We start from the raw sequence: 23,555 nt of genomic DNA, 5'->3' as shown, positions 1-23,555 counted from the left end.
GGACACCGATTTGCCGCGTAGCCATATCGGCGCCGTTCAGTTAAACCTTGGACCGTCCCCCGACCGAGAGGCTCACCGTGTCCCTGCTGCCGGAAACCGGTCGACGCGTCACCGAACTAGCCGCCCGCGCGCAGTCCGCGGGCCGCGCGCCGTCGCTGGCCCTGGCGGTCGTCCGCGACCGCTCGCTGCTGCACTTCACCGGCGCCGGGGAGACCCCGCCGCCGGATCCCAAGACCCAGTACCGGCTCGGCTCGATCACCAAGACGCTGACCGCGACCATGGTGATGCAGCTGCGCGACGAGGGCTTCTTCGCCCTCGACGACATGCTCTACCGGCACCTGCCGGGCACCCCGGTCGGCGGCGTCACGCTGCGCCAGCTGCTCGGGCACGTGTCCGGGCTGCAACGCGAGCCGGACGGCCCGTGGTGGGAACGCCACCCCGGCCGCGACCTGGACCAGCTCCTGACCGAGCTGGCCTTCGACAAGATCGCCGGGCCGCCGTACCGGACGTATCACTACTCGAACCTGGCGTACGGGTTGCTCGGGGCGGTGCTCCAGCGGGCCACCGGGGAGTCCTGGGCCGATCTGGTCGGCAAGCGGGTGCTGGACCCGCTGGGGATGAAACGGACGACGTACTCCCCCGTGGAGCCGTACGCCCGCGGGTACGTCGTGCACTCGCTGGACGACAGCCTGCACGAGGAGCCCCGGCTGGACAGCGGCGCGATGGCCCCGGCCGGCCAGCTCTGGTCGACGGTGACCGACATGGCGAAGTGGGCGGCGTTCCTCACCGACCCGGCGCCGACCGTGCTCAGCCGCGGGACGGTCGACGAGATGTGCACGCCGGTGGTCATCCAGGACGAGGCCTGGACCGCCGGCCACGGCCTGGGCCCGGAGCTGATGCGGGTCGGCGAGCGGGTGTACGCCGGCCACGGCGGCTCGATGCCCGGCTACTGCTCCCACCTGGTCGTGCACCGCCCCAGCCGGACCGGCGTGATCGCCTTCGCCAACTCGTACGGGCTGCGCGGCACCAGCATCCGGGCGCTGAGCCTGCAGGTGCTGACCGCGGTGCTGGACGCCGAGCCGGAGCCGCCCCGGCCGTGGCGCCCGGCCCCGCCGCCGTCCGGCGAGGCCGCCGAGCTGTGCGGCCGCTGGTGGTGGATGGGCGGCGAGTTCGCGCTGGCCACCGACGGCCCGGACCTGGTCATGCGGCCGGTCGGGCTGTCCGCGCGGCCGCCGTGGCGGTTCGTCCGCGAGGACCGGGACCGCTGGCGGGGCACCGCGGGCATGAACACCGGCGAGGTGCTGCAGGTGCTGCGCGACCCGGGCGGCCGGGTCACCCAGCTCGACATCGCCACGTTCGTCTTCAGCCGCGACCCGGCGCACCTGGCGTGAACAGGGCGTTGAGCGTGCCGTAGTCGGCCGCGCCGGTCAGCCCGGCGTAGCCGCCGGCGCCGAACGCGGCCTCGGCCACCCGGCTGACCAGCCCGTACGCGGCCTGCGCGACCACCGAGCCGAGGCTGATCCGGGCCACGCCCAGCGCGGCCAGCTCGGCGATGCCCGGCGCGCCCGGCCCGGCCAGCACGTTGACCGGCGCGTCGATCCGGTCGACCAGGGCGGCGACGGTGGCCGGATCGGTCACGCCCGGCACGAAGATGCCGTCGGCGCCCGCCGCCAGGTACGCGATGGCCCGCTCGACGGTCTCGTCGAGCCCGCCGGCCCCGGCCAGATAGGTGTCGATGCGGGCGTTGAGGAACAACCCGGGTGCGGCGGCCCGGGCCGCGGCGATGCGGTCGGGCCGGGCGGTGGCGCCGTCCTCGATGTTCACGCCCGCCGCGCCGGCCGCGCTCACCCGCCGTACCGTCTCGGCCACGTCGCCGTACCCCCGCTCGACGTCGGCCGTCACCGGCACCGAGACCACCGCGGTGATCCGCTCGACCGCCGCGACCGCGGCCGGCAGCGCCAGCGCGTCGCCGTCCGGCGCGCCCAGGCTCCAGGCCACCCCGGCGCTGGTGGTGGCGACGGCGGCCGCACCGGCGGCCTCGACCAGGCGGGCGCTCGCGGCGTCCCAGGCGTTCACGAGGATCAGGGGCTTGCCGGGCACGTGCAGGTCACGGAAGTCGGTCATGGCGCCAGTGTCGGCCGGGCGGCGCGCACCGGATAATGATTCAGTCACCGCTGAAACGTCGGGGGTCCGGATGGTCGCGATCGGGTTGTCGGCCGGTGCGGTGGCGCACATCCGCTTCGCCGTCTCCTGCCTGTGGGAGGTCGTCGCCGCGATCCGGGTGCTGCGCGACCCGGGCCGGCACGCCGTCCATCTGCCCTGGGCGCGCCGGGTGTCGGTGCCACGCGACACGCTGCTCTGGGCGCTGGTGCCGGGCGAGCCGGCGTACCTGCCGGATTTTCTGACCCCGCCGCCGCCGGGACTGACCCCCGACCTGGGCGCGGAGCTGGCCCGGCTGCGGGCGACGCCCGCCGCGGTGGTCCGCCGGGACCTCGACCGGTACGCCCACCGCACGCCGGTCCTGCGCGAGCTGGCCGCCGACCCCGCCACCGGACTGGCCCGCCTCGGCACCGAGATCAGCGCCTTCTGGCACTCCGCGCTGGCACCGGACTGGCCCCGGATCCAGTTGCTGCTGGACGCCGAGATCTTCGCCCGCGCCCGCCGCCTGGCCGCCGACGGCGCCGCCGCCCTGCTCAACGACCTGCACGAGCAGGTCCGCTGGGAGGCCGGCACGCTGACGGTCGACAAGCGGTCGTGCACCGCCGCCGACGTGCGCGACGGCACCGGGCTGGTGCTGGTGCCGTCGGCGTTCGTGTGGCCGTCGGTGCTGGGCATCTTCGCCGGCGACGTGCCGCAGCTGGCCTATCCGGCGCGCGGTGTCGGCACGCTCTGGGAGCCGCGGCCGGAGAGCTCCGGCGCCCTCGGCGCGGTGCTCGGCCGGGGTCGAACCCGGCTGCTGCTGGAGCTGGACGCGCCCAGCTCCACGACGGAGCTGGCGCGGCGTGCCGGGATGACCGCCGGCGGGGTCTCCCAGCATCTGACCGTGCTGCGGGCGGCCGGGCTGGTGACCGCGCACCGGCACGGCCGCAGCGTGCTCAACGTGCGGACGGCGCTGGCCGAGGCGCTGCTCAGCTCGGCTCGGTGACGAAGTCGATGAGCCGCTCCATCGCGTTGATCAGCGGCGTCTCGACGTCCTGGTAGCTGTTGACGCTGCCGAGGATGCGCCGCCACATCTCGTACGGCTCGGCGATGCCGACGGCCCGGCAGACGCCCTCCTTCCACGGCTGCCCCGGCGGGATCACCGGCCAGGCCCGCAGCCCGACCCGCGCCGGCTTCACCGCCTGCCACACGTCGACGTACGGATGCCCGGTGATCAGCACGTCCGGGTCCTGGACCGCGGCCACGATGCGGCTCTCCTTGGACCCGGCGACGAGGTGGTCGACCAGCACACCGACCCGGCGGTGGCGGGCCGGCCGGAACTCGCGGACCGCGCCGGCCAGGTCGTCGATGCCGTCCAGCGGCTCCACCACCACGCCCTCGATGCGCAGGTCGTCACCCCAGATCCGCTCGACCAGGGCGGCGTCGTGCACACCCTCGACCCAGATCCGGCTGGCCTTGGCGACCTGGGCGCGTACCCCGGCGACCGCGACCGAACCGGAGGCGGTGCGCTGCCGGGCCGCGGCCGCCGGCTTCGCGGCCGGCCGGCGCAGCGTCACGACCTGGCCCTCCAGCAGGAACGCCGCCGGCTCCAGCGGGAAGTTGCGGCGCTTGCCGCGCCGGTCCTCCAGCACCACGGCGCCCAGCTCGAAGCCGACGACCGCGCCGCAGAACCCCGAATCGACGTCCTCGACCACCATGTCCCGCTCGGCGTCCACCTCGGGCACCACCTTGCGGCGCCGCCAGTTCCCCGCCAGCACGTCCTCCCCATACATGTCCCGCACGTTAACTTGTCCGCCCGGACACGCCGGTTCCGACGCTCCGGCCGAGACAAGCTCACCGGACGGCACGTACCCTTGCTCGCATGTCCCCCGCAGCAGATGCGGCGACACTCACGGCGCGCCGGTCGACCCGGTTCGTGGCGTGGGTACGCGCCTGGCGGGCCGGCCTCGTCCCGTTCGACGAGCTGGCCGACGAGATCGCCGGCGACGAGGAGCACCTCGTCGCCGATGCCCCCGGCACGTGGACCGACGTGCCGCTCGGCAGCGCGCTGCCCGCGTTCGCCAAGCTGCACCCCGACGACATCCGGCTGGCGCTGCCCGCGCCCGGCGACCCGCGCGGGCTGCCCGGCCCGGGTGAGCTGACCGGCGCGGCGCTGCTGGTCGGCGAGGCCGTGGTGACGCCGTCCTTCGGGGTGGTCCCCGAGCTGCGCCGGCACACCTCCGGCTCGGGCGTGACGTTCGAGACCGTGCTGTGGCGGTTCTATCCGGTGCCGGCGTTCAGGCCCACGTTCCAGATGGGTTCCGCCGAGGCGGAGGCCGAGCTGACCGCGGCGCTGACCGAGGCGACCACCCAGCTGACCCGGCTGGACGTCGCGCACTGGCGGCCGGAGCTGGCCGGCGCGCTGCAGGCCCTGCGCCGGCCGGAGAGCACCGCGACGCTGCCACCGGGCTTCGACCCGCGCTCGCGCCGGCTGTTCGCCCGGGCCAGCGTGCTGGACCAGGTGCTGGTGCTGGCCGAGCACAACGCCCCGGGCGGCGCGGTGAACGGCTACGAGGCCCAGCAGCGCGACGCGGCCCTGCGCCCGTTGACCACGGCCTGCCGGCAGGCGCTGGTCGCCGCGTGCAACGCTCCGCTGCATGCCTGACAGATATGCGCACTGCACCTTCTGCGGTGCCCGCTTCGTGCCCCAGCAGCCCTGGCCGCGACGCTGCGGCGCGTGCGGGGAGACCAGCTATCTGAACCCCAAGCCGGTCGCCGTCGCGGTGCAGCCGGTCGGCGCCGGGCTGCTGGTGGTGCGCCGCGGCATCCCGCCGGCGCGGGACACCCTGGCGCTGCCCGGCGGCTTCGTCGAGGTGGGCGAGACCTGGGAGCAGGCGGCGTCGCGCGAGCTGGGTGAGGAGGTCGGCCTGACGACCGACCCCGCGACGGTACGCCTGTACGACGCGATCAGCGCACCGGACGGCACCCTGTTGATCTTCGGCCTGTTCCCGGCGCTGTCCACGGCGGACGACCTGCCGCCGGTGGTGCCGAACGACGAGGCGCTCGGCTGGGAAGTGCTGCCGGCGCCCGCGCCCCTCGGCTTCGACCTGCACACCCGGGTGGCAAGCCGGTACTTCGCCGAGATGGCCGCCGGCCGTCAGCCGACGTAGACCTCCACGCGCCGGTTGGCGGCCTTGTCGCGGTCGCTGACGTTGGGCCGGGCGGGGTCGGTCTCGCCCCGGCCGGTGTGGTCGGCGCGCAGCGCGGGATAGACCCGGTGGAAGTACTCGGCGACCTGGTCGGCGCGGCGCCGGGACAGGGTGGCGTTGGCCGCGGCCGTGCCGTCGGCGTCGGTGTGCCCGACCATCAGGGCGGTGCCGAAGCCGTACCGGCGGGCCTGCAGGGACACAGTGGCCAGCACTCCGCGGGCGGTGGCGTCGAGGGAGAACTCACCGGTCGGGAAGTAGATGACCGCGAGCAGCCGGTTGGTGGCCGACGCCGGGGTGATCGCCGCGCCGATCGAGGCGGACAGGGTGCCGTCGATCCCGACGGCGGTGACCCGCAGCGCGTCGCCGGTGTCGACGGCGGCGCGGACCCGGCAGGACTGGGTGGTGGCGCCGGTCACCGCCCGGACGGTGCAGATGCGCACGCCGTTGAGCGTCACCCGGTAGCCGAGCAGCGCGGCCGTCGGCGAGACCCGCCAGGTCACCAGCGAGTCGACGAAGGTGGACAGGCTGCGCGAGACCGGCCGCCCGCCGGCGAAGGTGGGGTCGGCCAGCTGGGCCCGGGCCTGCGGGTTGGCGATGACCCGGCCGGTGGCGGCGCGGGCCGGCGCGGGCAGGACGGTGACCCGGAGCTCGGTGCCGGCGCTGTCGATGCCGTCGCTGACCGTGACCGGGATGGTGACGTGGCCGCTGAGCCGGACGTCCACGGCGAGGGTGAGCCGGCTGCCCGTGACGGCGGCATTGATCCTGGCCGCGGCCCCGGGGGCCCCGGACGGGGTGCCGGGGGCGAGCGTGAGCGGGTCGTCGTTGCCGTCGGCGAGGGCGAACGGCACCACAAGCGTCTCGCCGGCGGTGACGGTGCGCGACGACACCGCGGTGATGGCCGGGGCGGCGTTGGGCACGGTCACCCGCACGGTGCCGACCACGGCGCGGCCGAAATGGTCGTACGCGGTGTAGGTGAAGGTGTCGGTGCCCCGGAAGGTGGCCTGCGGGGTGTACCAGACGCCGCCGGCACGCAGCTCCGCGGTGCCGTGCGCCGCGCCGCCCACCTGGCCGACCGTCAGGCCGGTGCCGGTGTCGTTGGCCAGCACGTCGATGCGGACGGCACGCCCGCGCAGGGTGCTGGCGACGTCCGGCGCGGCGGCCGGGCGGGCGGCAGCACCGGCGGCGCGGCCGTGGTCGGAGACGTGGTCGGGGGTGTGGACGTGGGCGTCGGTGCGATGACGGTGAGCTGCACGGTGGCGGCGTCCGGCGCGCCGACGAGCCGGTACGTGAACACGTCGGACCCGCTGTGGCCCTCGGCCGGGGTGTACCGGATGACGGTCCCGTCGACGGTGGCGGTGCCGTGCGCGGGTCCGGTGACGACCTCGGCGAGCACCGCGCCGGACGGGTCGTTGGCCAGCACGTCGACGTCGGTGGCGGCGTCGAAGCCGATCGTGGCGCTGTCGTCGGCCGGTGCCGGGCCGGCCGCCACGGTCACGGTCACGGCGCCGGTCGCGACCGCGGCGTGCACGTCGGCAACGGTGTAGGTGAACGAGTCGGTGCCCCAGAAGTCGGCCGCGGGGACGTAGGTGACGGCGTCGCCGGTGACGCTGACGGTGCCGTGCCCGGCGATTCCGACGGACTGCACGCCCAGCGGCCCGTCGCCGGTGTCGTTGTCGAGCGGGGTGAGCGTGACGCTCGTACCGGCGTCGGTGTCGGCCTGGTCGGCGGTGGCGACGAGCGCCGCCGGCGGCGCCACCGGGGCGGGCGCGCTGACGGTGACCGTGACGGTGGCGACGGCGGTCACGCCGCCGAGGTCCCGCACGGTGTAGGTGAACGTGTCGGTGCCCGTGTACCCGACGGCGGCGGTGTACGCCACCCCGGTGCCGCCCCCGGTGACCTCCGCGGTGCCGTGGCCCGGGGTGCTGACCGCGGTGACGGTCAGCTCCTGGCCGGTGTCGTTGCCGAGCACGTCGATCGGGGCCGGGGTGCCGGCGGTCGCGGTCGCCGGGTCGGCGGTGGCCTGCGGCGGCGGGCCGGAGGGCGTGACCACGGTGACGGTGACCGTGGCGGTGTCGGTGCCGCCGCGGCCGTCGGAGACGGTGTAGGTGAACGTGTCGGCACCGGTGTAGCCGCCGTCCGGGGTGTAGCTGACCGCACCGCTGACCAGCGCGGCGGTGCCGTAGCCGGCCGTGCCGACCGCGGTGACGGCCAGGGTGTCGCCGTCCGCGTCGGTGTCGTTGCCGGTCAGCGTGAGGGTGGAGGTCTGGTTGTCGGAGACGACGACCGCGTCACCGGCGGCGGCCGGGAAGGTGTTGACGTTGACCGTGCGGGTGGCCGGGGCGTTGTCGGTCAGCGCGAGGGTGGTGTCGATGGTGGCGGAGCCGACGGTCGCCACCACGCTCGTGACCCGGTCGCCGGAGGTGGCGGGCAGCGCCAGGGTGAAGGTCAGCACGTCGCCGGAGCCGGTGATGGTGAACGGGCCCTGGAGCACGATCGTGCCGCTGCCGACGCCGTCCGGGGCCGGGGCGCCGCGCCACGTGACCGAGCCGGGCACCAGCGTCGCGCCGGCCGGGACGGTGGCGGCGAAGGCGTCCAGCACGGCGCCGGCCGAGCCGCTCATCGTGGCCTGGTAGGTGACCGTACCGCCGGTGTGCGGCAGCTGCTGCGCGTCGGCGGTCAGCGCGACGGTCATGTCGTTGCTGGACGGGGCGATCGCCGGCAACGTGGCGACGCTGCCCAGGTCGGTGTGCTTGATCTGGGTGCCCGAGGCGATCTGCTGCACCGGCAGCACGCTGGTCGGCGAGCTGGTGAACCCGACCGCGCGGAACGTGTAGACGGCGGTGTACGCCTTCGACGCCGAGCTGAGCCCGCTGACCCGCAGGGTGTCGGTGTAGCCGGCACCGTCGCTGAAGGACAGGCTCGTGCCCACCAGCCGGTACGCGCCCGCGGGCCACGAGCCCGAGGCGGCCGGGCTCATCCAGAACGACGACGGGTCGTTCGAGGAGCCGGCGCCGATGGTGCCGGTGTCCCCGGCGACGGTCACGGTGAACGTACCGCCGATCTTGGGGGTGCCGGTCGAGACCGTGACGCTGGTCAGCTTGTTGGCCGCCGCCTTGATGGTGCCCTCGACCGCGGTGAAGCCGCCGCTGTCGGCGCAGAGCTGCGCCGAGCCGGGCAGATCCGGCCGGCCGCGCCAGACGGCGACGCTGTGCCGCTGCGCGGTGGCGCTCTCGGCCAGCGCGGTCAGGTAGAAGAACCGGGACGCCGACGCCGAGCCGGCCAGCGTGGCGACCTGCTGGGCGGCCGGCTGCCCGGAACCCAGGGTCACCGAGCCGCCGGTGAAGTCGCCCAGCTCCACCCAGAGGTCGGTGCGGGGGTTGCCGGTCGTGTCGGTGACCCGGTACCCGGCGTAGGCGCCCCGCAGCACCGGGGAGGACGAGGTGTCGACGTAGAAGTTCGGCCCGTGCAGGGCGGTCACGGTCAGGCCCGCGGACGTGCACGCCACGGGCACGGCCGCCGCCGGGGCGGCGGTGACGAGCACGGGCGTGGCGGCGACCACGACAGCAACGGCGAGGCAGGCAGCGGCACGGCGAAAGATCACAAAGGTGAGTTCGGCCACCGCCGGGTGGAACTGAGCCCCTGGCCGCTCAAGAGTGGAAGACCGCCGCGAGGCTGTGCAGGCGCTGGGCCGTGCCGGTGAGGTCGCCGACCGCGCGATGGGTCTCCTCCGCCGCGCCGCGCACCTCGGCCGCGGCCGAGCTGACCGCGCCGATGGCCACGCTGATCTGCTCCGCGCCGCCGCTGACCAGGCCGGCGCCCTCGACCATGGTGCCGGTGGTGGCGGTCTGCTCCTCCACCGCCGCGGCGATCGTCACCTGGTGCTCGGCGATCGCGCTGATGATGGCGGAGAAGCCGCTCACCGCGTCGACCGCCTCGCCGGTGTCGTGCTGGATGCCCTCGATCCGGCGGGCGATCTCCTCGGTCGCCGCCGCGGTCGCCTGGGCCAGCTCCTTGACCTCGCCGGCCACGATCGCGAAGCCGCGGCCGGCCTCGCCCGCCCGGGCCGCCTCGATCGTCGCGTTCAGCGCCAGCAGGTTGGTCTGCGCCGCGATCGCGTTGATCGTGCGCAGCACGTCGTTGATCTCCTGGCTGGAGCCCTGGAGCCGGGTCACGTTGCCGGTGGCCCGGGTCACCCCGGTCACCGCCTCGTCGGTCATCCGGGACACGTCGGTGGTGTTCGTGCTGATCTCCGCGATCGCCTGGCGCATCTGCTGGGTGCCCTCGGCGATGGCGCCGACCTCGTCGCTGGTCCGGGCCGCCGAGCGGGCCACGGTCTCCAGCTCCGCGGCGGTGGCGTCGGCCGCGGTGGTCATCGTGCTGCTGGCCTGCTGGAGGCTGCCGGCCGAGGCGGTGACCTCGTCGACCGCGCGGCGGATGCCGGCCACGGTCTCCTGGAAACGGTCCATCATGGTGTTGTAGGCCACGGCCATCTGGCCCAGCTCGTCCTTGCCGACCACCGGCATCCGCGGGCTGAGGTCGCCCGCGGCGGCGGATTTGATCACGCCGGCGTCGAGCCGCAGCACCCGGACGATGCTGCTCCAGACCGACATCTGCATGAGCATGCCGATCGGCGCCACGAGCAGCGGCGCCCAGAGCCCCACGGTGGCGAGCCGCTCGAGGTCCGCGCGGGCGGCCGAGCCGGCCGGCAGCCCGGCGGCGGCGGAACCCGCCACCGAGTGGGCGAACAGGCCGAGGCCGATCATCCCGCCGACAAAACAGAGCAGGGCAATGCCGGTACGGGCCTTCGGCGGCAGCCGGTCGAGCAGCGCGAACATGGATCCTCCAGTGGGCAGCTGTCCTACCTATCGGCCGGCCCGGTCAATCCAGCGAAAATGTGCCCTTTGTCTCGAACCGCGCGAACACCCGCTGTCACTCCAGGGTGAAGGTGCCCGCGGTCTCGAACGCCGCGAGGCCGGTCAGGGACCCGTCCCAGGACAAGGCCGTCCGCCCGGTGTTGTCGAATCCGGGTCTGCCGTTCGACGCAGGGGTGTAGGACGATCATCGTCACCCGGAGGAGAACACCACCATGGCTCAGTACGCGGTCCTGATCTACGCGAACGACTCGGCGCACACCCCGGACGCCACCCCGGGAGACCTGGCCGTCCACGACCGGTACGCCCAGGAGCTGACGGAGTCCGGCTGCATGGCGGCGGCGTACGCCCTGCAGCCGATCGTCACGGCGACCTCGATCCGCGGCGACGTGGTGACCGACGGGCCGTTCGTGGACGCCAAGGAGGTCATCGCGGGCTTCTACGTGATCGACGCGCCCGACCTGGACGCCGCCCTGGCGATCGCCCGGCGCAATCCGGCCACCCAGCAGGGCGGCGGGGTCGAGGTGCGGCCCGTCGCGGGCGGCTTCGTCCGGCCACCGGCCGGGGCATGACGGAGGCCGAACGGGCGGTGGCGGAGGCCCACCGGCGGGAGTGGGCGCTGGTGCTCGCCGCCACCGCCCGCGTCGCCCGCGACCTCGACCTGGCCGAGGAGAGCGTGCAGGAGGCGTACGCGGCGGCGCTGTCGGCGTGGCCCCGGACCGGGGTCCCGGCCAACCCGGCTGCCTGGCTGACCACCATCGCCCGCCGCCGGGCGGTGGACACGATCCGGCGGGAGCAGACCTTCCGCGCCAAGCTCCCGCTGCTCATCGAGCCCGAGGGGACCGTGGACGAGGAGATGGCAGACGACGAGCCGGTGGAGGTCGTACCCGACGAGCGGCTGCGGCTGGTCTTCATGTGCTGCCATCCGGCGCTGGCCCGGGACACCCAGCCGGCCCTGACGCTGCGGCTGGTGTGCGGCGTCTCGACGGCCGAGATCGCGCGCGCGTTCCTGGTGCCGGAGCCGACCATGGCCGCCCGGCTGACCCGGGCCAAGAAGAAGATCTCGGTGGCCCGGATCCCGTTCCGGGTGCCCGGGGCGGCCGAGCTGCCCGACCGGCTGCACGGGGTGCTCGGCGTGATCCACCTGCTGTTCACCACCGGGCACACCGCGCCGTCCGGCCCGGCGCTGATCCGGACCGACCTCACCGACCAGGCGCTGCACCTGGCCCGGATGCTGCGCGAGCTGATGCCCGACGAGCCGGAGGTGCGCGGGCTGCTGGCGCTGCTGCTGATCACCGACGCCCGGCGCGACACCCGCACCGACGCCGACGGCAGGCTGCTGCGGCTGGCGGACCAGGACCGCTCCCGCTGGAACCGGGAGGCGATCAGCGAGGCCCACCATCTGATCGTGGCCGGCCTGCGCGGCGGCCGCCCCGGACGGTACGTGCTCCAGGCCGCCATCGCCGGGCTGTACGCCCAGGCGCCCACGTACGAGCAGACGGACTGGGCGCAGATCGTGACCCTGTACGACGCCCTGCTGGCGGTGTGGCCGTCGCCGGTGGTGGCGCTGAACCGTACGGTGGCGCTCGCCGAGGTGGCCGGCCCGGAGGCGGCTCTGGCGGAGCTCGAGGCGCTGGACCGGGACGACCGGCTGGCGGGCTATCAGTACCTGCCGGCGGTCCGCGCCGACCTGCTGCGGCGGCTCGACCGGTACGCGGAGGCGGCGGTCGCCTATCGGGCGGCCCTGGAACTGACGAGCAACGAAGCGGAGCGCGACTTCCTGGCCCACCGGCTGGCAGACCTGACCTCGCGAACGGCCCGGCCCGATGACCGAGCCGATGTGTGGCGCCGCTGAGTTCCTGCGGCTCGGTAGGCCGGGCCACGGCGTCCTGGAGACGCCGTTCGGCCGGCCCGTCCTCGTCGTCGGTCAAGGCAGCATCATCGCGGCGACCGGGCCGAGGCCGCCAGCCGGTCTGCCAGCGCCAGCACGCGGTCGCGCAGTTCGTCCGGGCGTTCGATCACGAACGGCAGGTCGAGCGCGGCGAGCACCCCGGGCAGCCAGTCGAGACTCTCTGCCCTGAGCTCCACGGACTGCCAGCCCTCGTCCGCGCCCGCTCGCACCTCGGCGACGCTGGCCGGCAGCCGCTGACGGATCTGCTCCGGCGTCCCCCGGATCCGCAGCGTCACCGCGTGCCGGTAGGGCGCCCGGGCCATCGAGGTGAGCAGGCGCTCCGCGGGCCCGGGCCCGGCGGGTGGCACGAACGAGCCGGGCAGCGTCCGCGCGTCCGTGATCCGGTCGAGCCGGAACGTGCGTTCCTCGCCCGTCGCCGGGACGATGCCGGTGACGTACCACCGGCCCGCGTGGTTGATCAGCCCGGACGGGTGCAGCGTGCGGGCGTCGCCGGCGGTGTACTGGATCGCCAGCGGCCGGTGCTGGCGTACCGCGTCGGCGACGGTGAGCAGGATGCCGGTCTGTGGCGCCGGGAGGTCGGCAGGCTCGGTGGTGAAGGTGAGCGAGGCCAGGACGGCGGCCAGCCGGTCCGCGATCCGTACGGGCAGGACCCGACGGATCTTCGCGGCGGCCGTCTCGCTCGCCGTACCCGTGGTCGTCGCGAACCCGGCGCGCCGCGCGGCAACCAGGCCGAGCAGGACGGCCAGGGCTTCGTCGTCGGTGAGCATGAGCGGCGGCAGGCGGTAGCCGGCGGCGAGCCGGTAGCCGCCGTAGCGACCCCGCACCGACTCGACCGGCACGTCGAGGTCGATCAGGTGGCCCACGTAGCGCCGGACTGTGCGCGGCTCGACATCAAGGCGGTCGGCGAGCTCGGCCATCGTCCGGATGCCGCCGGACTGGAGCAGCTCCAGCAGCGTGAGCACCTGAGCGGTGGGTCGCGGCATGCCCCGAGAATACTGGACCAATTCTGTCCAGTATTCCTCGTAGCGTGGGGGAATGACGGATTTCGTTTCGACCCGGATCATCACCGCCGACATCAACCGGCTGGTCGGCTTCTACGAGAAGGTCACGGGGGTGCCGGCGGTCTGGGGCAACCAGGACTTCGCCGAGGTGCGCACGACGCACGGCACGCTGGCGATCGGCAGCACGCGGACGGTCCCGCTGTTCGCGCCCGGTTCGGCCCGGCCGGCCGACAACCACACCGCGATCATCGAGTTCCGGGTGGACGACGTGGATGCGCGCTATCAGGAGCTGAGGAGCGTGGTGGTGGACTTCGTGACCGAGCCGACGACCATGCCGTGGGGCAACCGGTCCCTGCTGTTCCGCGACCCGGACGGCAACCTGGTCAACTTCTTCACCTCGCCGACCCCGGGGTGACCCTGTCGCGCATCCGACGTGACCCGAGGTGGCCCGGCGCGGCTCCCCGGCGCGATGCTGAGGAGACCCTCACATCGAGGAGTCTCGACCATGTCCGTCCGTTCCGCACGGTTCCTGCTCGCCACGGTGCTGTCGGTCGCGGGGCTGACCGCGTGTCAGACCACACCGGACGCGGCCGACACCACCCCGCCCGACCTGCGCCTGGTCGCGAACCCGGGTAGCGGCGCGGTGACGCTGCAGGACGGCAACAGCCCGGACCACCCCGACCCGCTGCCGGTGAACCCCACCCTCACCATGTCGGCGAGCGCGTCCGACGGCGGCGGGATGTCGGTCGTCTCGGTAACCGCCACAGTCCGGTGGCAGTGCGTCAACGGCACCGCGGGGACCAAGGTCGTCGGCCCGGTTTCCGCGACCGCGCCGGGCGACACCAGCCTGCTCGTCGCCAACTCGACGGTGTCGGCCGATGCCGTCGGCCCGGGCTGCACCACCGAGCAGACCCTGAAGCTGTTCACGGTGGACGTCACCGCGACGGCGGAGAACGTCGCCGGCCTGGCGCAGACCATCAACCGGCACTGGAAATACGTCGGCCCGCCGGACTTCACGATCGTGCCCTACGACAACCGCGAGTTCCTGGGCGTCGTCGAGCAGGAGCAGACGTGGTGCGGCTCGTTCACCCCGCCCAACCCGCCGTGCCTAGACCTGACCACGCCCGCCATGCAGGCGATCATCAAGGCGAATTGGCTCCTGTCCGTGGACTCGGTCATCTTCGAAACCCGCGACAAGTCGGTCCGGGCGGGGCAGCCGTTCGACATCCTCTTCACCGTCAAGAACTCCGGCAAGCAGGACTCCCCGCCCGACGCCCGGATCACCTGGTTCGTCCACACCGGCAACGGGAACCCGCTGGGCAAGCTGGTGATGCAGCGATCGACCGAGATCGGCCCGGTGCTGGGCAACCCGGATCTGCACGCATTCCTGATGCTGAGCTTCAGCCCGCTGAACGCCGGCGACTACACCCTGCGGGCGTCCATCGACAAGGCGAATCCGCTGGGCTCCGGCCCGGGCCGCAAACAGGTGACCTTCGCGGTGCTCCCCTGAGGCGCGCCTGCGGGGGAGACTGAGGACCTGCCGATCGCGTAAGGAGTCGCCATGTCCTTCACCGACGAGGAGATCGCCTATCTGCGGTCCCAGCCGCTCGCCCGCCTTGCCTCCGTCGGGGCCGAGGCGCAGCCCGACGTCGTCCCGCTCGCCTTCGAGTTCGACGGGACCCATTTCTGGGTCGGCGGCTCGGGCGGGTCGGTCCGCCGTACCCGGAAGATCAGGAACGTCGAAGCCGGGCGCCGCCGGGTCGCCCTGGTGATCGACGACCTGGTCTCGCTGGACCCGTTCGTTGCGCGGGGCATCCGCGTCTACGGGTACGCCGACGGTCCCGTCGAGCGGACCGGCATGGTGGGGCCCGGCGTCTACCTGCGGATCACGCCGGAGGTCTCGTGGAGCTGGAACCTGGCCGGCGAGCCCGTCGGCGACACGTGGTACCCGTCGCGCCGGGCCATCCATCGGCGTCCGGTCAGATCTCCCTGATCAGATCCGCGACGCTGTCCACGATGCGTGACGGCCGGTACGGGTACCGCTCGCTCTCCGCCCGCGTGCTGATCCCGGTCAGCACCAGGATCGTCTCCAGCCCCGCCTCCAGCCCGCACAGCACGTCGGTGTCCATCCGGTCCCCGATCATCGCCGTGCTCTCGCTGTGCCCGCCGATCACGTTGAGCGCCGAGCGCATCATCATCGGGTTCGGCTTGCCCACGAAGTACGGGTCGACGCCGGTCGCCTTGGAGATCATCGCCGCCACCGAGCCGGCCGCCGGCAGCGCGCCCTCGTTGGACGGGCCGGTCGGGTCCGGGTTGGTGCAGATGAACCGGGCGCCGTCGTTGATCAGGCGGACCGCCTTGGTGATCGCCTCGAAGCTGTACGTGCGGGTCTCGCCGAGCACCACGTAGTCCGGCGCGTAGTCGGTCAGCACGTAGCCGACCGCGTGCATCGCCGTGGTCAGGCCGGCCTCGCCGATCACGTACGCCGTGCCGCCGGGGCGCTGGTCGGCCAGGAACTGCGCGGTCGCCAGGGCCGCCGTCCAGATCGACTGCTCCGGCACGTCGAAGCCCATCCGGGCGAGCCGGGCCTGAAGGTCGCGCGGCGTGTAGATGGAGTTGTTGGTCAGGATGAGGAACGGCTTGCCGGACTGCTTCATCCGGTTGACGAACTCGGGGGCACCGGGGACCGGTTCGCCCTCGTGGACGAGGACCCCGTCCATGTCGGTGAGCCAGCTCTCGACAGCCTTGCGCTCGGTCATGCCGTGCTCCCCCTTGTCATGCCCTTGTGGCCCGCACGGGCACGGCCGTCGATGACGCCCGCTCGGCGTGGTTCGGTGCAGTCGGTCATGACGCTCCTCGGCGTTGCGGGGGCGGGCAGCAGTTGGCGGGGCACTGGTCCCAGACCGGCAGCGTACCGAGCCGCTCGCGGGCCGTGCCGTTCGTGCGCTCCTCGACCAGCTCGCGCACCATCGTGACGAACCGCGGGTCGGTGCCGGGGGTCGCCGCGCGGGCGTAGCCCAGGCCGAGCCCGGCAGCCGTCTCGAGGGCCTCGTTGTCCAGATCCCAGAGCACCTCGAGGTGGTCGGAGACGAAGCCGATCGGGCTCACCACCACGTCGGTGACGTCCTTGTCGGCCAGCGCGGTCAGGTGGTCGTTGATGTCCGGCTCCAGCCACGGGACCTGCGGCGGGCCGGACCGGCTCTGCCAGACCAGGTCCCAGGGCAGGTCGGGCGCGGCGGCGGCGTGCACCAGCGCGGCGGTCTCGTGCAGCTGGGCCTCGTAGCGGCCGCCGTCCGGGCCGGCCGTGCGGGCCATCGACACCGGGATCGAGTGCGCGGTGAAGACGAGCCGGGTGGTCGCCCGGCGGGCCGGGTCCAGCGTGGCCAGCGCGGCCGTGACCGCGTCGGCGTGCGGGCGCACGAAGCCCGGGTGGTCGTGGAACTGACGCAGCTTGGCCACGGCCGGCGCGCCGGGGCCGACCTTGGCGCGGGCCTGGGCGATGTCCTCCCAGTACTGCTTGCAGGAGGAGTAGCCGCCGTACGCGCTGGTGGCGAAGCCGAGCGCCGAGGTGACGCCGTCGTCGCGCATCTGCGCCAGGGTGTCGGCGAGCATCGGCTGCCAGTTCCGGTTGCCCCAGTACGTCGGCAGCGTGCTCCCGTGCGCGCGGAGCTCGGCCGTGACCGCCGCGAGCAGGTCCCGGCACTGCTGGTTGATCGGCGAGACGCCGTCGAAGTGGTAGTAGTGCTCGGCGACCTCGGCCAGCCGCTCCTCGGGGATGCCCCGGCCGCGCGTCACGTTGCGCAGGAACGGCATCACGTCGTCGCGGTGCTCGGGGCCGCCGAAGGACAGGAGCAGGAAAGCGTCATGGGCCACCTGGCCATCCTCCCTCGCCGGGCGGGGCGGCGTACAAGCACCCCGCCCCGCCCCGCGTCCGCCCGGTGTCAGGCGCCCAGCGCGTGGTACCCGCCGTCGACGTGCACGATCTCGCCCGTGGTGGCCGGGAACCAGTCGGAGAGCAGGGCGCAGACCGCCCGCGCGGCCGGCTCCTGGTCGGTCAGGTCCCAGCCCAGCGGGGCCCGGGTGGCCCACGCCTGCTCGAACTGCTCGAAGCCCGGGATCGACTTGGCGGCCATCGTGCGCAGCGGGCCGGCCGAGACCAGGTTGCTGCGGATGCCCTGCTTGCCCAGGTGCAGCGCGAGATAGCGGGACGCCGACTCCAGGCCCGCCTTGGCGACGCCCATCCAGTCGTAGACCGGCCATGCCTTGGTGGCGTCGAAGGTCAGGCCGACGATGCTGCCGCCCTGGCCCATCAGCGGCAGGCAGGCGGTCGCCAGCGACTTGTACGAGTACGTCGACACCTTCAGCGCCGTGGCGACGTCGTCCCACTGCGCGTTGAGGAACTCCCCGCCGAGCACGCTCTGCGGCCCGAACGCGATCGAGTGCACCACGCCGTCGAGGCCGTCGACGTGCTCGCGGACGTTGCCGGCGAGGGCCGCCAGATGCTCCGGGTCGGTGGCGTCCAGCTCGATGACCGGCGCCGGGGTGGGCAGCCGCTTGGCGATCCGCTCGACCAGCGACATCCGGCCGTAGCCGGTCAGCACCACCGTGGCGCCGTTCTCCTGGGCGAGCTTGGCCACCGAGAACGCGATCGACGCGTCGGTGATGATGCCGGTGATGAGCAGCCGCTTACCGGCGAGCAGTCCAGACACTTTGGGTTTCTCCGTTTCGCAGAGCGGGGTCAGTGACCCATGCCGAGGCCGCCGTCGACCGGGATGACCGCACCCGAGATGTATGCCGCGCCGTCCCCGGCCAGGAACGTCACCGCCTGCGCGACCTCGTCCGGGGCGGCGAGCCGGCCGGCCGGGATCGCCTTGAGCACCTCCGCCTTGCGGGCCTCCGGCAGCCCGTCGGTCATCTCGGTGGTGATGAAGCCCGGCGCGACCACGTTCGCCGTGATGTTACGGCTGCCCAGCTCACGGGTGATCGAGCGGGCCATGCCGACCAGCCCGGCCTTGCTCGCCGCGTAGTTCACCTGGCCCGGCCCGCCGTACAGGCCGACCACCGAGGAGATGAAGATGATCCGGCCCCACTTGGCGCGCAGCATCTTGCCGCTGGCCCGCTTGGCGACCCGGAACGAGCCGGTCAGGTTGGTGTCCAGCACCCGGGTGAACTGCTCCTCCGACATGCGCAGCAGCAGCGTGTCGTCGGTGATGCCGGCGTTGGCGACGAGCACCTCGACCGGACCCAGCTCCTGCTCCACGGTCGTGAACGCGGCGTCGACCGCGGCGGAGTCGGTGATGTCGCACTCGACGCCGAACAGGCCGGCGGGCGGGCCGCTGCCCCGGTGCGTGACGGCGACCCGGTCCCCCTGCTTGGCGAACGCCTGAGCGATGGCCAGGCCGATGCCGCGGTTACCTCCGGTCACCAAGACGGTGCGGGCCACGCGTACTCCTTCGCTAGGAAACAGATCGCTCGCAGACTAGGCGTTACCTGCCGGTAGCACGAAGCCCACCCCGGTTCGTACGGCGAGCCCGATTACCTTAGGTGCCGCTTAAGAGGTACGCTCTTCGACGGTTCCTGAGCCCGGACTACTTATGGAGGTGATCGCTGTGCGAGATAGCGATCCTCCCAGTCGTGGCCGGGCCGTTCGTCAGCCGCTCTGACCTCGACCGCCACGTGCCCCCGGCCGTGTGCCCGAGTACGACCCGCTGACCCACACCAGTCCCGCTCCACCTGCCGTTCCGCGGCTCCCGCTGTCTGCCGGAGCCCGGCAGCGTCGTGCCGCGCCACGACGGAGCTGGATGCCGGCCGCGACGACCCCGTGCGCAACTTTCCCCGTCGGTCACCCACGGAAAGTCACTGCCATGAGCAAGTTCGTCGCCCCGCTCACCTTCACCATCGCCGCGGCCTGGGTCGTGGTCCTCTTCGTGCTGGTGCACAGCGCACCCTGACCGGCGGCCTCAGGGCAGTCGTGACGTCCACAGCAGACTCATCGCCCCGGCGACGAGTCCGAGCAGCAGGGCCACCCCGGCATACCACTGGGTGACCTCGCGGGGCTCGACGCGGTGGCCGATCGAGCTGCCCATGTCCTCGTAGACCTGCTTCAGCTCGGAGACCGAGGCCGCCTCGTAGAAGTAGCCCTTGGTCTTGTCCGCCAGCTGCTGCAGCGACAGCCGGTCCACCGGCACCCGCTGCAGCTGCCCGCGGATGTCGACCACGCCGGTGTCGGTGCCGAAGGCGATCGTCGACACCGGCACGTTGGCCGCCTCGGCGGCCGCGGCAGCGTCCTCGACCGAGCGGCCCGAGGTGCGGTAGCCGTCCGAGAGCAGCACGATGCGGGCCGGCGGCGCACCCTCGGCGCCGTCCGCCGGGACCGTGCGGATCGCGTCCAGCGACGTGAAGACCGCCTCGCCGGTGGCCGTCGCCTCGGCCAGGGTCAGCCCGTCGATGCCGGAGATCACCGCGGCCCGGTCCTTGGTCGGCGAGACCAGCACGTTCGCCGACTTGGCGAACGAGACCAGCCCCAGGTTGTACGTCGGCGGCAGCTCCTGCACGAACGCCTTCGCCGCTTCCTGGGCCGCCTCGATCCGGTTCGGCTGGACGTCGTCGGCCTCCATCGACAGCGACACGTCGATGGCCAGCATCACGGTCGCCCGTTCCAGCGGCTCCTCGCGGTCGATCGACGGGCGGGCCATCGCGAACGCCAGCGACAGCAGGCTCAGCAGGAAGGCGCCGGCGGCCACGTGCCGGCGCCAGCCCAGGCCCTTGGGCGCGAGGCTGCGCAACAGCTCGACGTTGGTGAACTTCATCGCGTACGTGCGGCGGCGGAACTGCCGGTACACGTAGGCACCCGCGACCAGCAGGACGGACAGGACGGCGAGCAGCCACCACGGCTGCAGGAAACGGATCATCGCGTGGTCCCCCGGGTGCGAGCGTGTCGTTGAGCGGCCACAAAACGGACGACGTCCAGCAGCCAGTCGGTATCGGTGCGCAACCTCAAGTGTGCGGCACCGGCGGCCCGCAGCGCCCGGGCAATCTCGCCGCGCTGGTTGCCGGCCGCCTCGGCGTAACGGGCCCGCAGCGCCGGGTCGGCCGTCTGCACCTCGTGCAGCACGCCGGTCTCCGGGTCGGCCAGGGTCAGCACGCCGACGTCCGGCAGCTCCAGCTCGCGCGGATCGACCACCTCGACCGCCAGCACGTCGTGCCGCACGCCGAGCTTGCGGATCGGCCGGGACCAGCCCTCGACCGGCGCCATGAAGTCGGAGATGACCACGGCGACACCCCGGCGGCGGGGTGGCCGGTTCAGCAGGTCGATCAGCTCACCCAGGTCGGCGCGGCCGGGCCTGATCCTGGTACGGGCGATCGCGCGCAACAGCCCCTGCGCCTCCTTGCGCCCCGGGCGGGCCGGCATCCGGACGACCGGCGGCCCCGCCGTCACGGGTGCCCCGGGCTCCCGCCGCCGGCGCCAGCTGAACCCGCCCTGCTGCCGTTCGGGCAGGCCGGAGCCGGTGCCCACGACCGCGCCGATCCGGTTGCCGCCGCGGACGGTCAGGTGCGCCATCGCGGTCGCGGCGGCCAGCACCAGGTCGCGTTTGAGCATGGCCGCCGTGCCGAAGTCGAGGCTGGCGGACAGGTCGATCGCCATCCACGTCTCGAGCTCGCGGTCGGCGACCGTGCGCCGCACGTGCGGGGTGGTGGTCCGGGCGGTGACCGGCCAGTCCATCCGGCGCACGTCGTCGCCCGGCCGGTATTCGCGGCTCTCCCCCGCCTCGCTGCCCGGGCCGGGCAGCAGCCCGACGTAGTCGCCCTGCAACAGGCCGTCCAGCTTGCGGGTGACCAGCAGTTGCAGCCGCGACAGCACGGCTTCCGCGCGGGCCGTGCTCGCGTCGCTCACCGTGGGCGGGGAATCGGCGGTCGTCACGGGCGGTCCGTCACTGCTGTCCCGGCCAGGCCGGCTGGTGCGGGAGCGGGTCGACGGCCGGCCCGCTGACCGGCACGCCGGAGACCGGGTGCCCGTTCGGGTGGCCGTGCGGCGAAGTGCCCTGGCGGGACGCAACCGAGGGCATCGGCACGCTGGCCATGATCCGGGCCACGATGTGGTCGGCCGGGATGTCGTCGGCCAGTGCGTCGTAGCTGAGCACCAGCCGGTGCCGCAGGATGTCCGGCGCGATGTCCTGCACGTCCTGGGGCAGCGCGTAGTCGCGGCCGCGGAGCAGGGCCAGCGCCCGGGTGGCGCGGACGATGCCGAGCGAGGCGCGCGGGCTGGCGCCGTACTGGATCAGCTGGGCGACGTCCGGCATGCCGTGCTGGGCCGGCGCGCGGGTGGCCAGCACCAGCCGGACCGTGTAGTCGACCAGCGCGTTGTGCACGAACACCTGGTCGGCGCGGCGCTGCAGGGCGAGCAGATCCTCCGGGGTGAAGATCGCCTTGGGCTCGGGCGGGCTGACGCCCATCCGGTAGACGATCTCGCGCTCCTCGGCGTCGGTCGGATAGCCGACCAGGATCTTCATCAGGAACCGGTCGCGCTGGGCCTCGGGCAGCGGGTAGACGCCCTCCTGCTCGATCGGGTTCTGGGTCGCCATGACCAGGAAGGGGTCGGGGACCGGGTGCGACTCGCCGCCGATCGACACCTGGTGCTCGGCCATGACCTCGAGCAGCGCGGACTGCACCTTGGCCGGCGCCCGGTTGATCTCGTCGGCGAGCAGGAAGTTGACGAAGACCGGGCCGAGCTCGACGTCGAACTTCTCGCTGGACTGGCGGTAGATCCGGGTGCCGACGATGTCGGCGGGCACCAGGTCGGGGGTGAACTGGATGCGCGAGAAGGTGCCGCCGACCACCCGGGCCAGGGTCTCGACGGCCAGCGTCTTGGCGACACCGGGCACGCCCTCGAGCAGGCAGTGGCCGCGGGCCAGCAGCGCGACGAACATCCGCTCGACCATCCGGTCCTGGCCGACGATGACCCGCTTCACCTCGAACATGGCGCGTTCGAGCTGGGTGGCGTCCTGCGCGGGCGGCACCGGGCTGACGCGGTCGGCGCTCGTCGTGCCCTCGGGCGTGGTCGGCTCGGCCACCGGTCCTCCATCGAGATTCTGCGTTTCCGGGTCGCGCCGGCACGGGTGCCGACGCTCAAGACTTACACGACCGTGCTCGGAGCTGTCGGGCAGAGCCGTATTACGCGCCGGTGACGATCACCGGAGATGTCGATCTTTCTGCGCGATGCGCTCGAACGGGCACCCGCCGCGGGTAGACGAGGGACGGGGCCGGGCGTGTAACATTCAGCCCGTCGCCGGGCGACTTCCCCCGTGGTCGCCCGGCGCTCTACCCCCTCCCACCGGCTACTGTTCAGCCGTGGTTGAGATGCTTTCCCCGCAGTGTTCGCGCAAGGGCTGTCGTGCGCCCGGCGCATGGTCACTGCGCTGGAACAACCCCAAGCTGCACGCGCCGGCGTACCGCAAGACCTGGCTGGCCTGCGACGACCACCGTGAATACCTCACCGAATTTCTTACGGTCCGGGGATTCCTGCGCGAGGTGACCTCGTTCCGGACGCCGCAGCATGACGGCACCCCATAGGCTTTCAGCGTGACCGAGCCCAGCGCCCCGGCGCCCGCCCAGACCGACCCGCTCGAGCCGTGGCCCGACACGGTCGACTGGCGGCCGGTCTCCCGCAGCCTGATCACAGTGGAGTTGATCAACAGGACGATCTGGGTGGCGGTCGTGCTGGGCGGCCTCGCCGTCGGCGCGGTCCTGACCGACCACTGGAGCTGGCGCGCCGGCATGGCGGCGGTCCTGCTCCTGGCGATCTGGCGCTCCTTCGTGACGGTCCGGGCCGTCAAAGCCTGGGGGTACGCGGAACGCGACAACGACCTGCTGGTCCGGCACGGCCTGGTGATCCGCCGCCTGTCGATCGTCCCGTACGCCCGCATGCAGTTCGTCGACGTGACAGCGGGCCCGCTGGAACGCGCCTTCCGCCTGGCCACGGTCCAGCTGCACACCGCCGCGGCGGCCAGCGACGCCAAGATCCCCGGGCTCCCGCCGGAGGAGGCATCCCGGCTGCGGGACAGGCTGACGGCGCTCGGCGAGGACCGGGCCGAGGGCCTGTGACTGCCACCCACCCCCAGCCGGACCCCGGACCACGCCCGGAGTCCGCCACCACCCACCCGGCGCAACCACCAGCGCCCGGCGCCGGCCCGGGCCCACTGCAGCCGCCGGCCCACCACGGCACGGCCGGCGCAGACCCGGCCCCGCTGCAGCCGCCGGCCCACCACGACACGGCCGGCCCCCACCCGGCGCAGCCAGCCTCCGGCGCAGCCGACGCGCACCCCGTGCCGGGCGCAGACCCGGCCCCGCTGCAGCCGCCGGCCCACCACGACACGGCCGGCCCCCACCCGGCGCAGCCAGCCTCCGGCGCAGCCGACGCGCACCC

Annotated in this window: 24 protein-coding genes and 1 pseudogene; 12 read left to right on the top strand and 13 right to left on the bottom strand. The window is 73.4% G+C overall.

What is annotated here, in order from left to right; all coding sequences use genetic code 11:
- The first annotated feature begins 77 nt into the window (after nt 1–77).
- Nucleotides 78–1,391: a serine hydrolase domain-containing protein gene (locus tag ACIBQZ_RS19255; protein WP_396090101.1), complete on the top strand. Its 1,314-nt coding sequence runs from the start codon at nt 78–80 to the stop codon at nt 1,389–1,391.
- On the opposite strand, the gene ACIBQZ_RS19250 is transcribed toward ACIBQZ_RS19255, so the two are convergent.
- A complete protein-coding gene (locus ACIBQZ_RS19250) occupies nt 1,363–2,124 on the bottom strand; it encodes an isocitrate lyase/phosphoenolpyruvate mutase family protein (RefSeq protein ID WP_396090054.1) in 762 nt (253 codons plus the stop codon). The genes ACIBQZ_RS19255 and ACIBQZ_RS19250 overlap by 29 nt on opposite strands.
- A gap of 70 nt (nt 2,125–2,194) precedes the next feature.
- Between ACIBQZ_RS19250 and ACIBQZ_RS19245 the strand changes: the two genes are divergently transcribed.
- Nucleotides 2,195–3,145: an ArsR/SmtB family transcription factor gene (locus tag ACIBQZ_RS19245; protein WP_396090053.1), complete on the top strand. Its 951-nt coding sequence runs from the start codon at nt 2,195–2,197 to the stop codon at nt 3,143–3,145.
- Here ACIBQZ_RS19245 and ACIBQZ_RS19240 read toward each other — a convergent pair.
- Nucleotides 3,129–3,932, bottom strand: coding sequence for a DUF3097 domain-containing protein (locus tag ACIBQZ_RS19240; protein WP_396090052.1), 804 nt, complete (start codon nt 3,930–3,932; stop codon nt 3,129–3,131). The two genes, ACIBQZ_RS19245 and ACIBQZ_RS19240, sit on opposite strands and share 17 nt — an antisense overlap.
- Before the next feature lie 89 nt (nt 3,933–4,021).
- On the opposite strand from ACIBQZ_RS19240, the gene ACIBQZ_RS19235 reads away from it, so the two are divergent.
- Both ACIBQZ_RS19235 and ACIBQZ_RS19230 read left to right on the top strand, forming a co-directional pair.
- The gene (locus tag ACIBQZ_RS19235) at nt 4,022–4,804 is read left to right on the top strand and encodes a hypothetical protein (protein WP_396090051.1); all 783 of its coding nucleotides are present in this window, start codon (nt 4,022–4,024) and stop codon (nt 4,802–4,804) included.
- The gene (locus ACIBQZ_RS19230; RefSeq protein ID WP_396090050.1) at nt 4,797–5,309 is read left to right on the top strand and encodes an NUDIX domain-containing protein; all 513 of its coding nucleotides are present in this window, start codon (nt 4,797–4,799) and stop codon (nt 5,307–5,309) included. Before ACIBQZ_RS19235 ends, ACIBQZ_RS19230 begins: the two co-directional genes overlap by 8 nt.
- Here the strand turns inward: ACIBQZ_RS19230 and ACIBQZ_RS19225 are convergent.
- From ACIBQZ_RS19225 to ACIBQZ_RS19215, 3 genes are read right to left on the bottom strand one after another with little or no spacing between them, the layout of a single operon-like run.
- Nucleotides 5,297–6,454, bottom strand: a complete 1,158-nt coding sequence (locus ACIBQZ_RS19225) for an Ig-like domain-containing protein (RefSeq protein ID WP_396090049.1) — start codon at nt 6,452–6,454, stop codon at nt 5,297–5,299. The genes ACIBQZ_RS19230 and ACIBQZ_RS19225 overlap by 13 nt on opposite strands.
- The gene (locus ACIBQZ_RS19220; RefSeq protein WP_396090048.1) at nt 6,424–8,949 is read right to left on the bottom strand and encodes an Ig-like domain-containing protein; all 2,526 of its coding nucleotides are present in this window, start codon (nt 8,947–8,949) and stop codon (nt 6,424–6,426) included. Before ACIBQZ_RS19220 ends, ACIBQZ_RS19225 begins: the two co-directional genes overlap by 31 nt.
- A gap of 46 nt (nt 8,950–8,995) precedes the next feature.
- The gene (locus ACIBQZ_RS19215; protein ID WP_396090047.1) at nt 8,996–10,183 is read right to left on the bottom strand and encodes a methyl-accepting chemotaxis protein; all 1,188 of its coding nucleotides are present in this window, start codon (nt 10,181–10,183) and stop codon (nt 8,996–8,998) included.
- A 251-nt stretch (nt 10,184–10,434) separates the two neighbouring features.
- Here ACIBQZ_RS19215 and ACIBQZ_RS19210 point away from each other — a divergent pair, with 251 nt between their 5' ends.
- Both ACIBQZ_RS19210 and ACIBQZ_RS19205 read left to right on the top strand, forming a co-directional pair.
- Nucleotides 10,435–10,791 (top strand): YciI family protein, encoded by a 357-nt coding sequence (locus tag ACIBQZ_RS19210; RefSeq protein WP_396090046.1) that lies wholly within the window; start codon nt 10,435–10,437, stop codon nt 10,789–10,791.
- Nucleotides 10,788–12,074, top strand: a complete 1,287-nt coding sequence (locus tag ACIBQZ_RS19205; protein WP_396090045.1) for an RNA polymerase sigma factor — start codon at nt 10,788–10,790, stop codon at nt 12,072–12,074. Before ACIBQZ_RS19210 ends, ACIBQZ_RS19205 begins: the two co-directional genes overlap by 4 nt.
- Before the next feature lie 83 nt (nt 12,075–12,157).
- Here ACIBQZ_RS19205 and ACIBQZ_RS19200 read toward each other — a convergent pair whose 3' ends face one another.
- Entirely contained in the window at nt 12,158–13,114 is a 957-nt protein-coding gene (locus ACIBQZ_RS19200) for a helix-turn-helix transcriptional regulator (protein WP_396090044.1), read from the bottom strand.
- A gap of 52 nt (nt 13,115–13,166) precedes the next feature.
- Between ACIBQZ_RS19200 and ACIBQZ_RS19195 the strand changes: the two genes are divergently transcribed.
- The 3 genes from ACIBQZ_RS19195 (at nt 13,167) to ACIBQZ_RS19185 (ending at nt 15,125) form a co-directional block, all read left to right on the top strand.
- Nucleotides 13,167–13,547 (top strand): VOC family protein, encoded by a 381-nt coding sequence (locus tag ACIBQZ_RS19195; protein WP_396090043.1) that lies wholly within the window; start codon nt 13,167–13,169, stop codon nt 13,545–13,547.
- A 90-nt stretch (nt 13,548–13,637) separates the two neighbouring features.
- Nucleotides 13,638–14,642 carry a hypothetical protein gene (locus ACIBQZ_RS19190; RefSeq protein ID WP_396090042.1) on the top strand — a complete coding sequence of 335 codons (1,005 nt, stop codon included), beginning with the start codon at nt 13,638–13,640 and terminating at the stop codon, nt 14,640–14,642.
- Nucleotides 14,643–14,693: 51 nt separating this feature from the next.
- Nucleotides 14,694–15,125: a PPOX class F420-dependent oxidoreductase gene (locus ACIBQZ_RS19185; RefSeq protein ID WP_396090041.1), complete on the top strand. Its 432-nt coding sequence runs from the start codon at nt 14,694–14,696 to the stop codon at nt 15,123–15,125.
- On the opposite strand, the gene ACIBQZ_RS19180 is transcribed toward ACIBQZ_RS19185, so the two are convergent.
- From ACIBQZ_RS19180 to ACIBQZ_RS19150, 7 genes are all read right to left on the bottom strand, one after another.
- Complete coding sequence (locus ACIBQZ_RS19180) at nt 15,112–15,891, bottom strand: HAD-IIA family hydrolase (RefSeq protein ID WP_396090040.1); 780 nt, start codon at nt 15,889–15,891, stop codon at nt 15,112–15,114. The genes ACIBQZ_RS19185 and ACIBQZ_RS19180 overlap by 14 nt on opposite strands.
- An 85-nt stretch (nt 15,892–15,976) precedes the next feature.
- The gene (locus ACIBQZ_RS19175) at nt 15,977–17,005 is read right to left on the bottom strand and encodes a ferrochelatase (protein ID WP_396090039.1); all 1,029 of its coding nucleotides are present in this window, start codon (nt 17,003–17,005) and stop codon (nt 15,977–15,979) included.
- Nucleotides 17,006–17,073: 68 nt separating this feature from the next.
- Nucleotides 17,074–17,841, bottom strand: coding sequence for an enoyl-ACP reductase FabI (fabI, locus tag ACIBQZ_RS19170; protein ID WP_396090038.1), 768 nt, complete (start codon nt 17,839–17,841; stop codon nt 17,074–17,076).
- Nucleotides 17,842–17,870: 29 nt separating this feature from the next.
- Nucleotides 17,871–18,575, bottom strand: a complete 705-nt coding sequence (locus ACIBQZ_RS19165) for a beta-ketoacyl-ACP reductase (RefSeq protein WP_396090037.1) — start codon at nt 18,573–18,575, stop codon at nt 17,871–17,873.
- Nucleotides 18,576–19,092: 517 nt separating this feature from the next.
- Complete coding sequence (locus ACIBQZ_RS19160; protein ID WP_396090036.1) at nt 19,093–20,043, bottom strand: VWA domain-containing protein; 951 nt, start codon at nt 20,041–20,043, stop codon at nt 19,093–19,095.
- Entirely contained in the window at nt 20,040–21,053 is a 1,014-nt protein-coding gene (locus tag ACIBQZ_RS19155) for a DUF58 domain-containing protein (protein WP_396090035.1), read from the bottom strand. Before ACIBQZ_RS19155 ends, ACIBQZ_RS19160 begins: the two co-directional genes overlap by 4 nt.
- A 10-nt stretch (nt 21,054–21,063) precedes the next feature.
- On the bottom strand, nt 21,064–22,203 hold the full coding sequence (locus tag ACIBQZ_RS19150) for an AAA family ATPase (protein WP_396090034.1): 1,140 nt from the start codon (nt 22,201–22,203) through the stop codon (nt 21,064–21,066).
- Between the two features lie 286 nt (nt 22,204–22,489).
- On the opposite strand from ACIBQZ_RS19150, the gene ACIBQZ_RS19145 reads away from it, so the two are divergent.
- The 3 genes and pseudogenes from ACIBQZ_RS19145 to ACIBQZ_RS19135 form a co-directional block, all read left to right on the top strand.
- On the top strand, nt 22,490–22,702 hold the full coding sequence (locus tag ACIBQZ_RS19145; RefSeq protein WP_396090100.1) for a hypothetical protein: 213 nt from the start codon (nt 22,490–22,492) through the stop codon (nt 22,700–22,702).
- Nucleotides 22,703–22,711: 9 nt separating this feature from the next.
- Nucleotides 22,712–23,233 (top strand): PH domain-containing protein, encoded by a 522-nt coding sequence (locus tag ACIBQZ_RS19140; RefSeq protein ID WP_396090033.1) that lies wholly within the window; start codon nt 22,712–22,714, stop codon nt 23,231–23,233.
- A pseudogene (locus ACIBQZ_RS19135) lies at nt 23,230–23,555 on the top strand (hypothetical protein); the annotation flags it as partial. The gene ACIBQZ_RS19140 and the pseudogene ACIBQZ_RS19135, both read left to right, overlap by 4 nt.

Origin of the sequence: Actinoplanes sp. NPDC049599 (genome assembly GCF_044465625.1) — a bacterium.
GTDB lineage: Bacteria > Actinomycetota > Actinomycetes > Mycobacteriales > Micromonosporaceae > Actinoplanes.
Note: the sequence above shows the minus strand (reverse complement) of the source record. Positions and strands in the feature narration are given on the sequence as shown.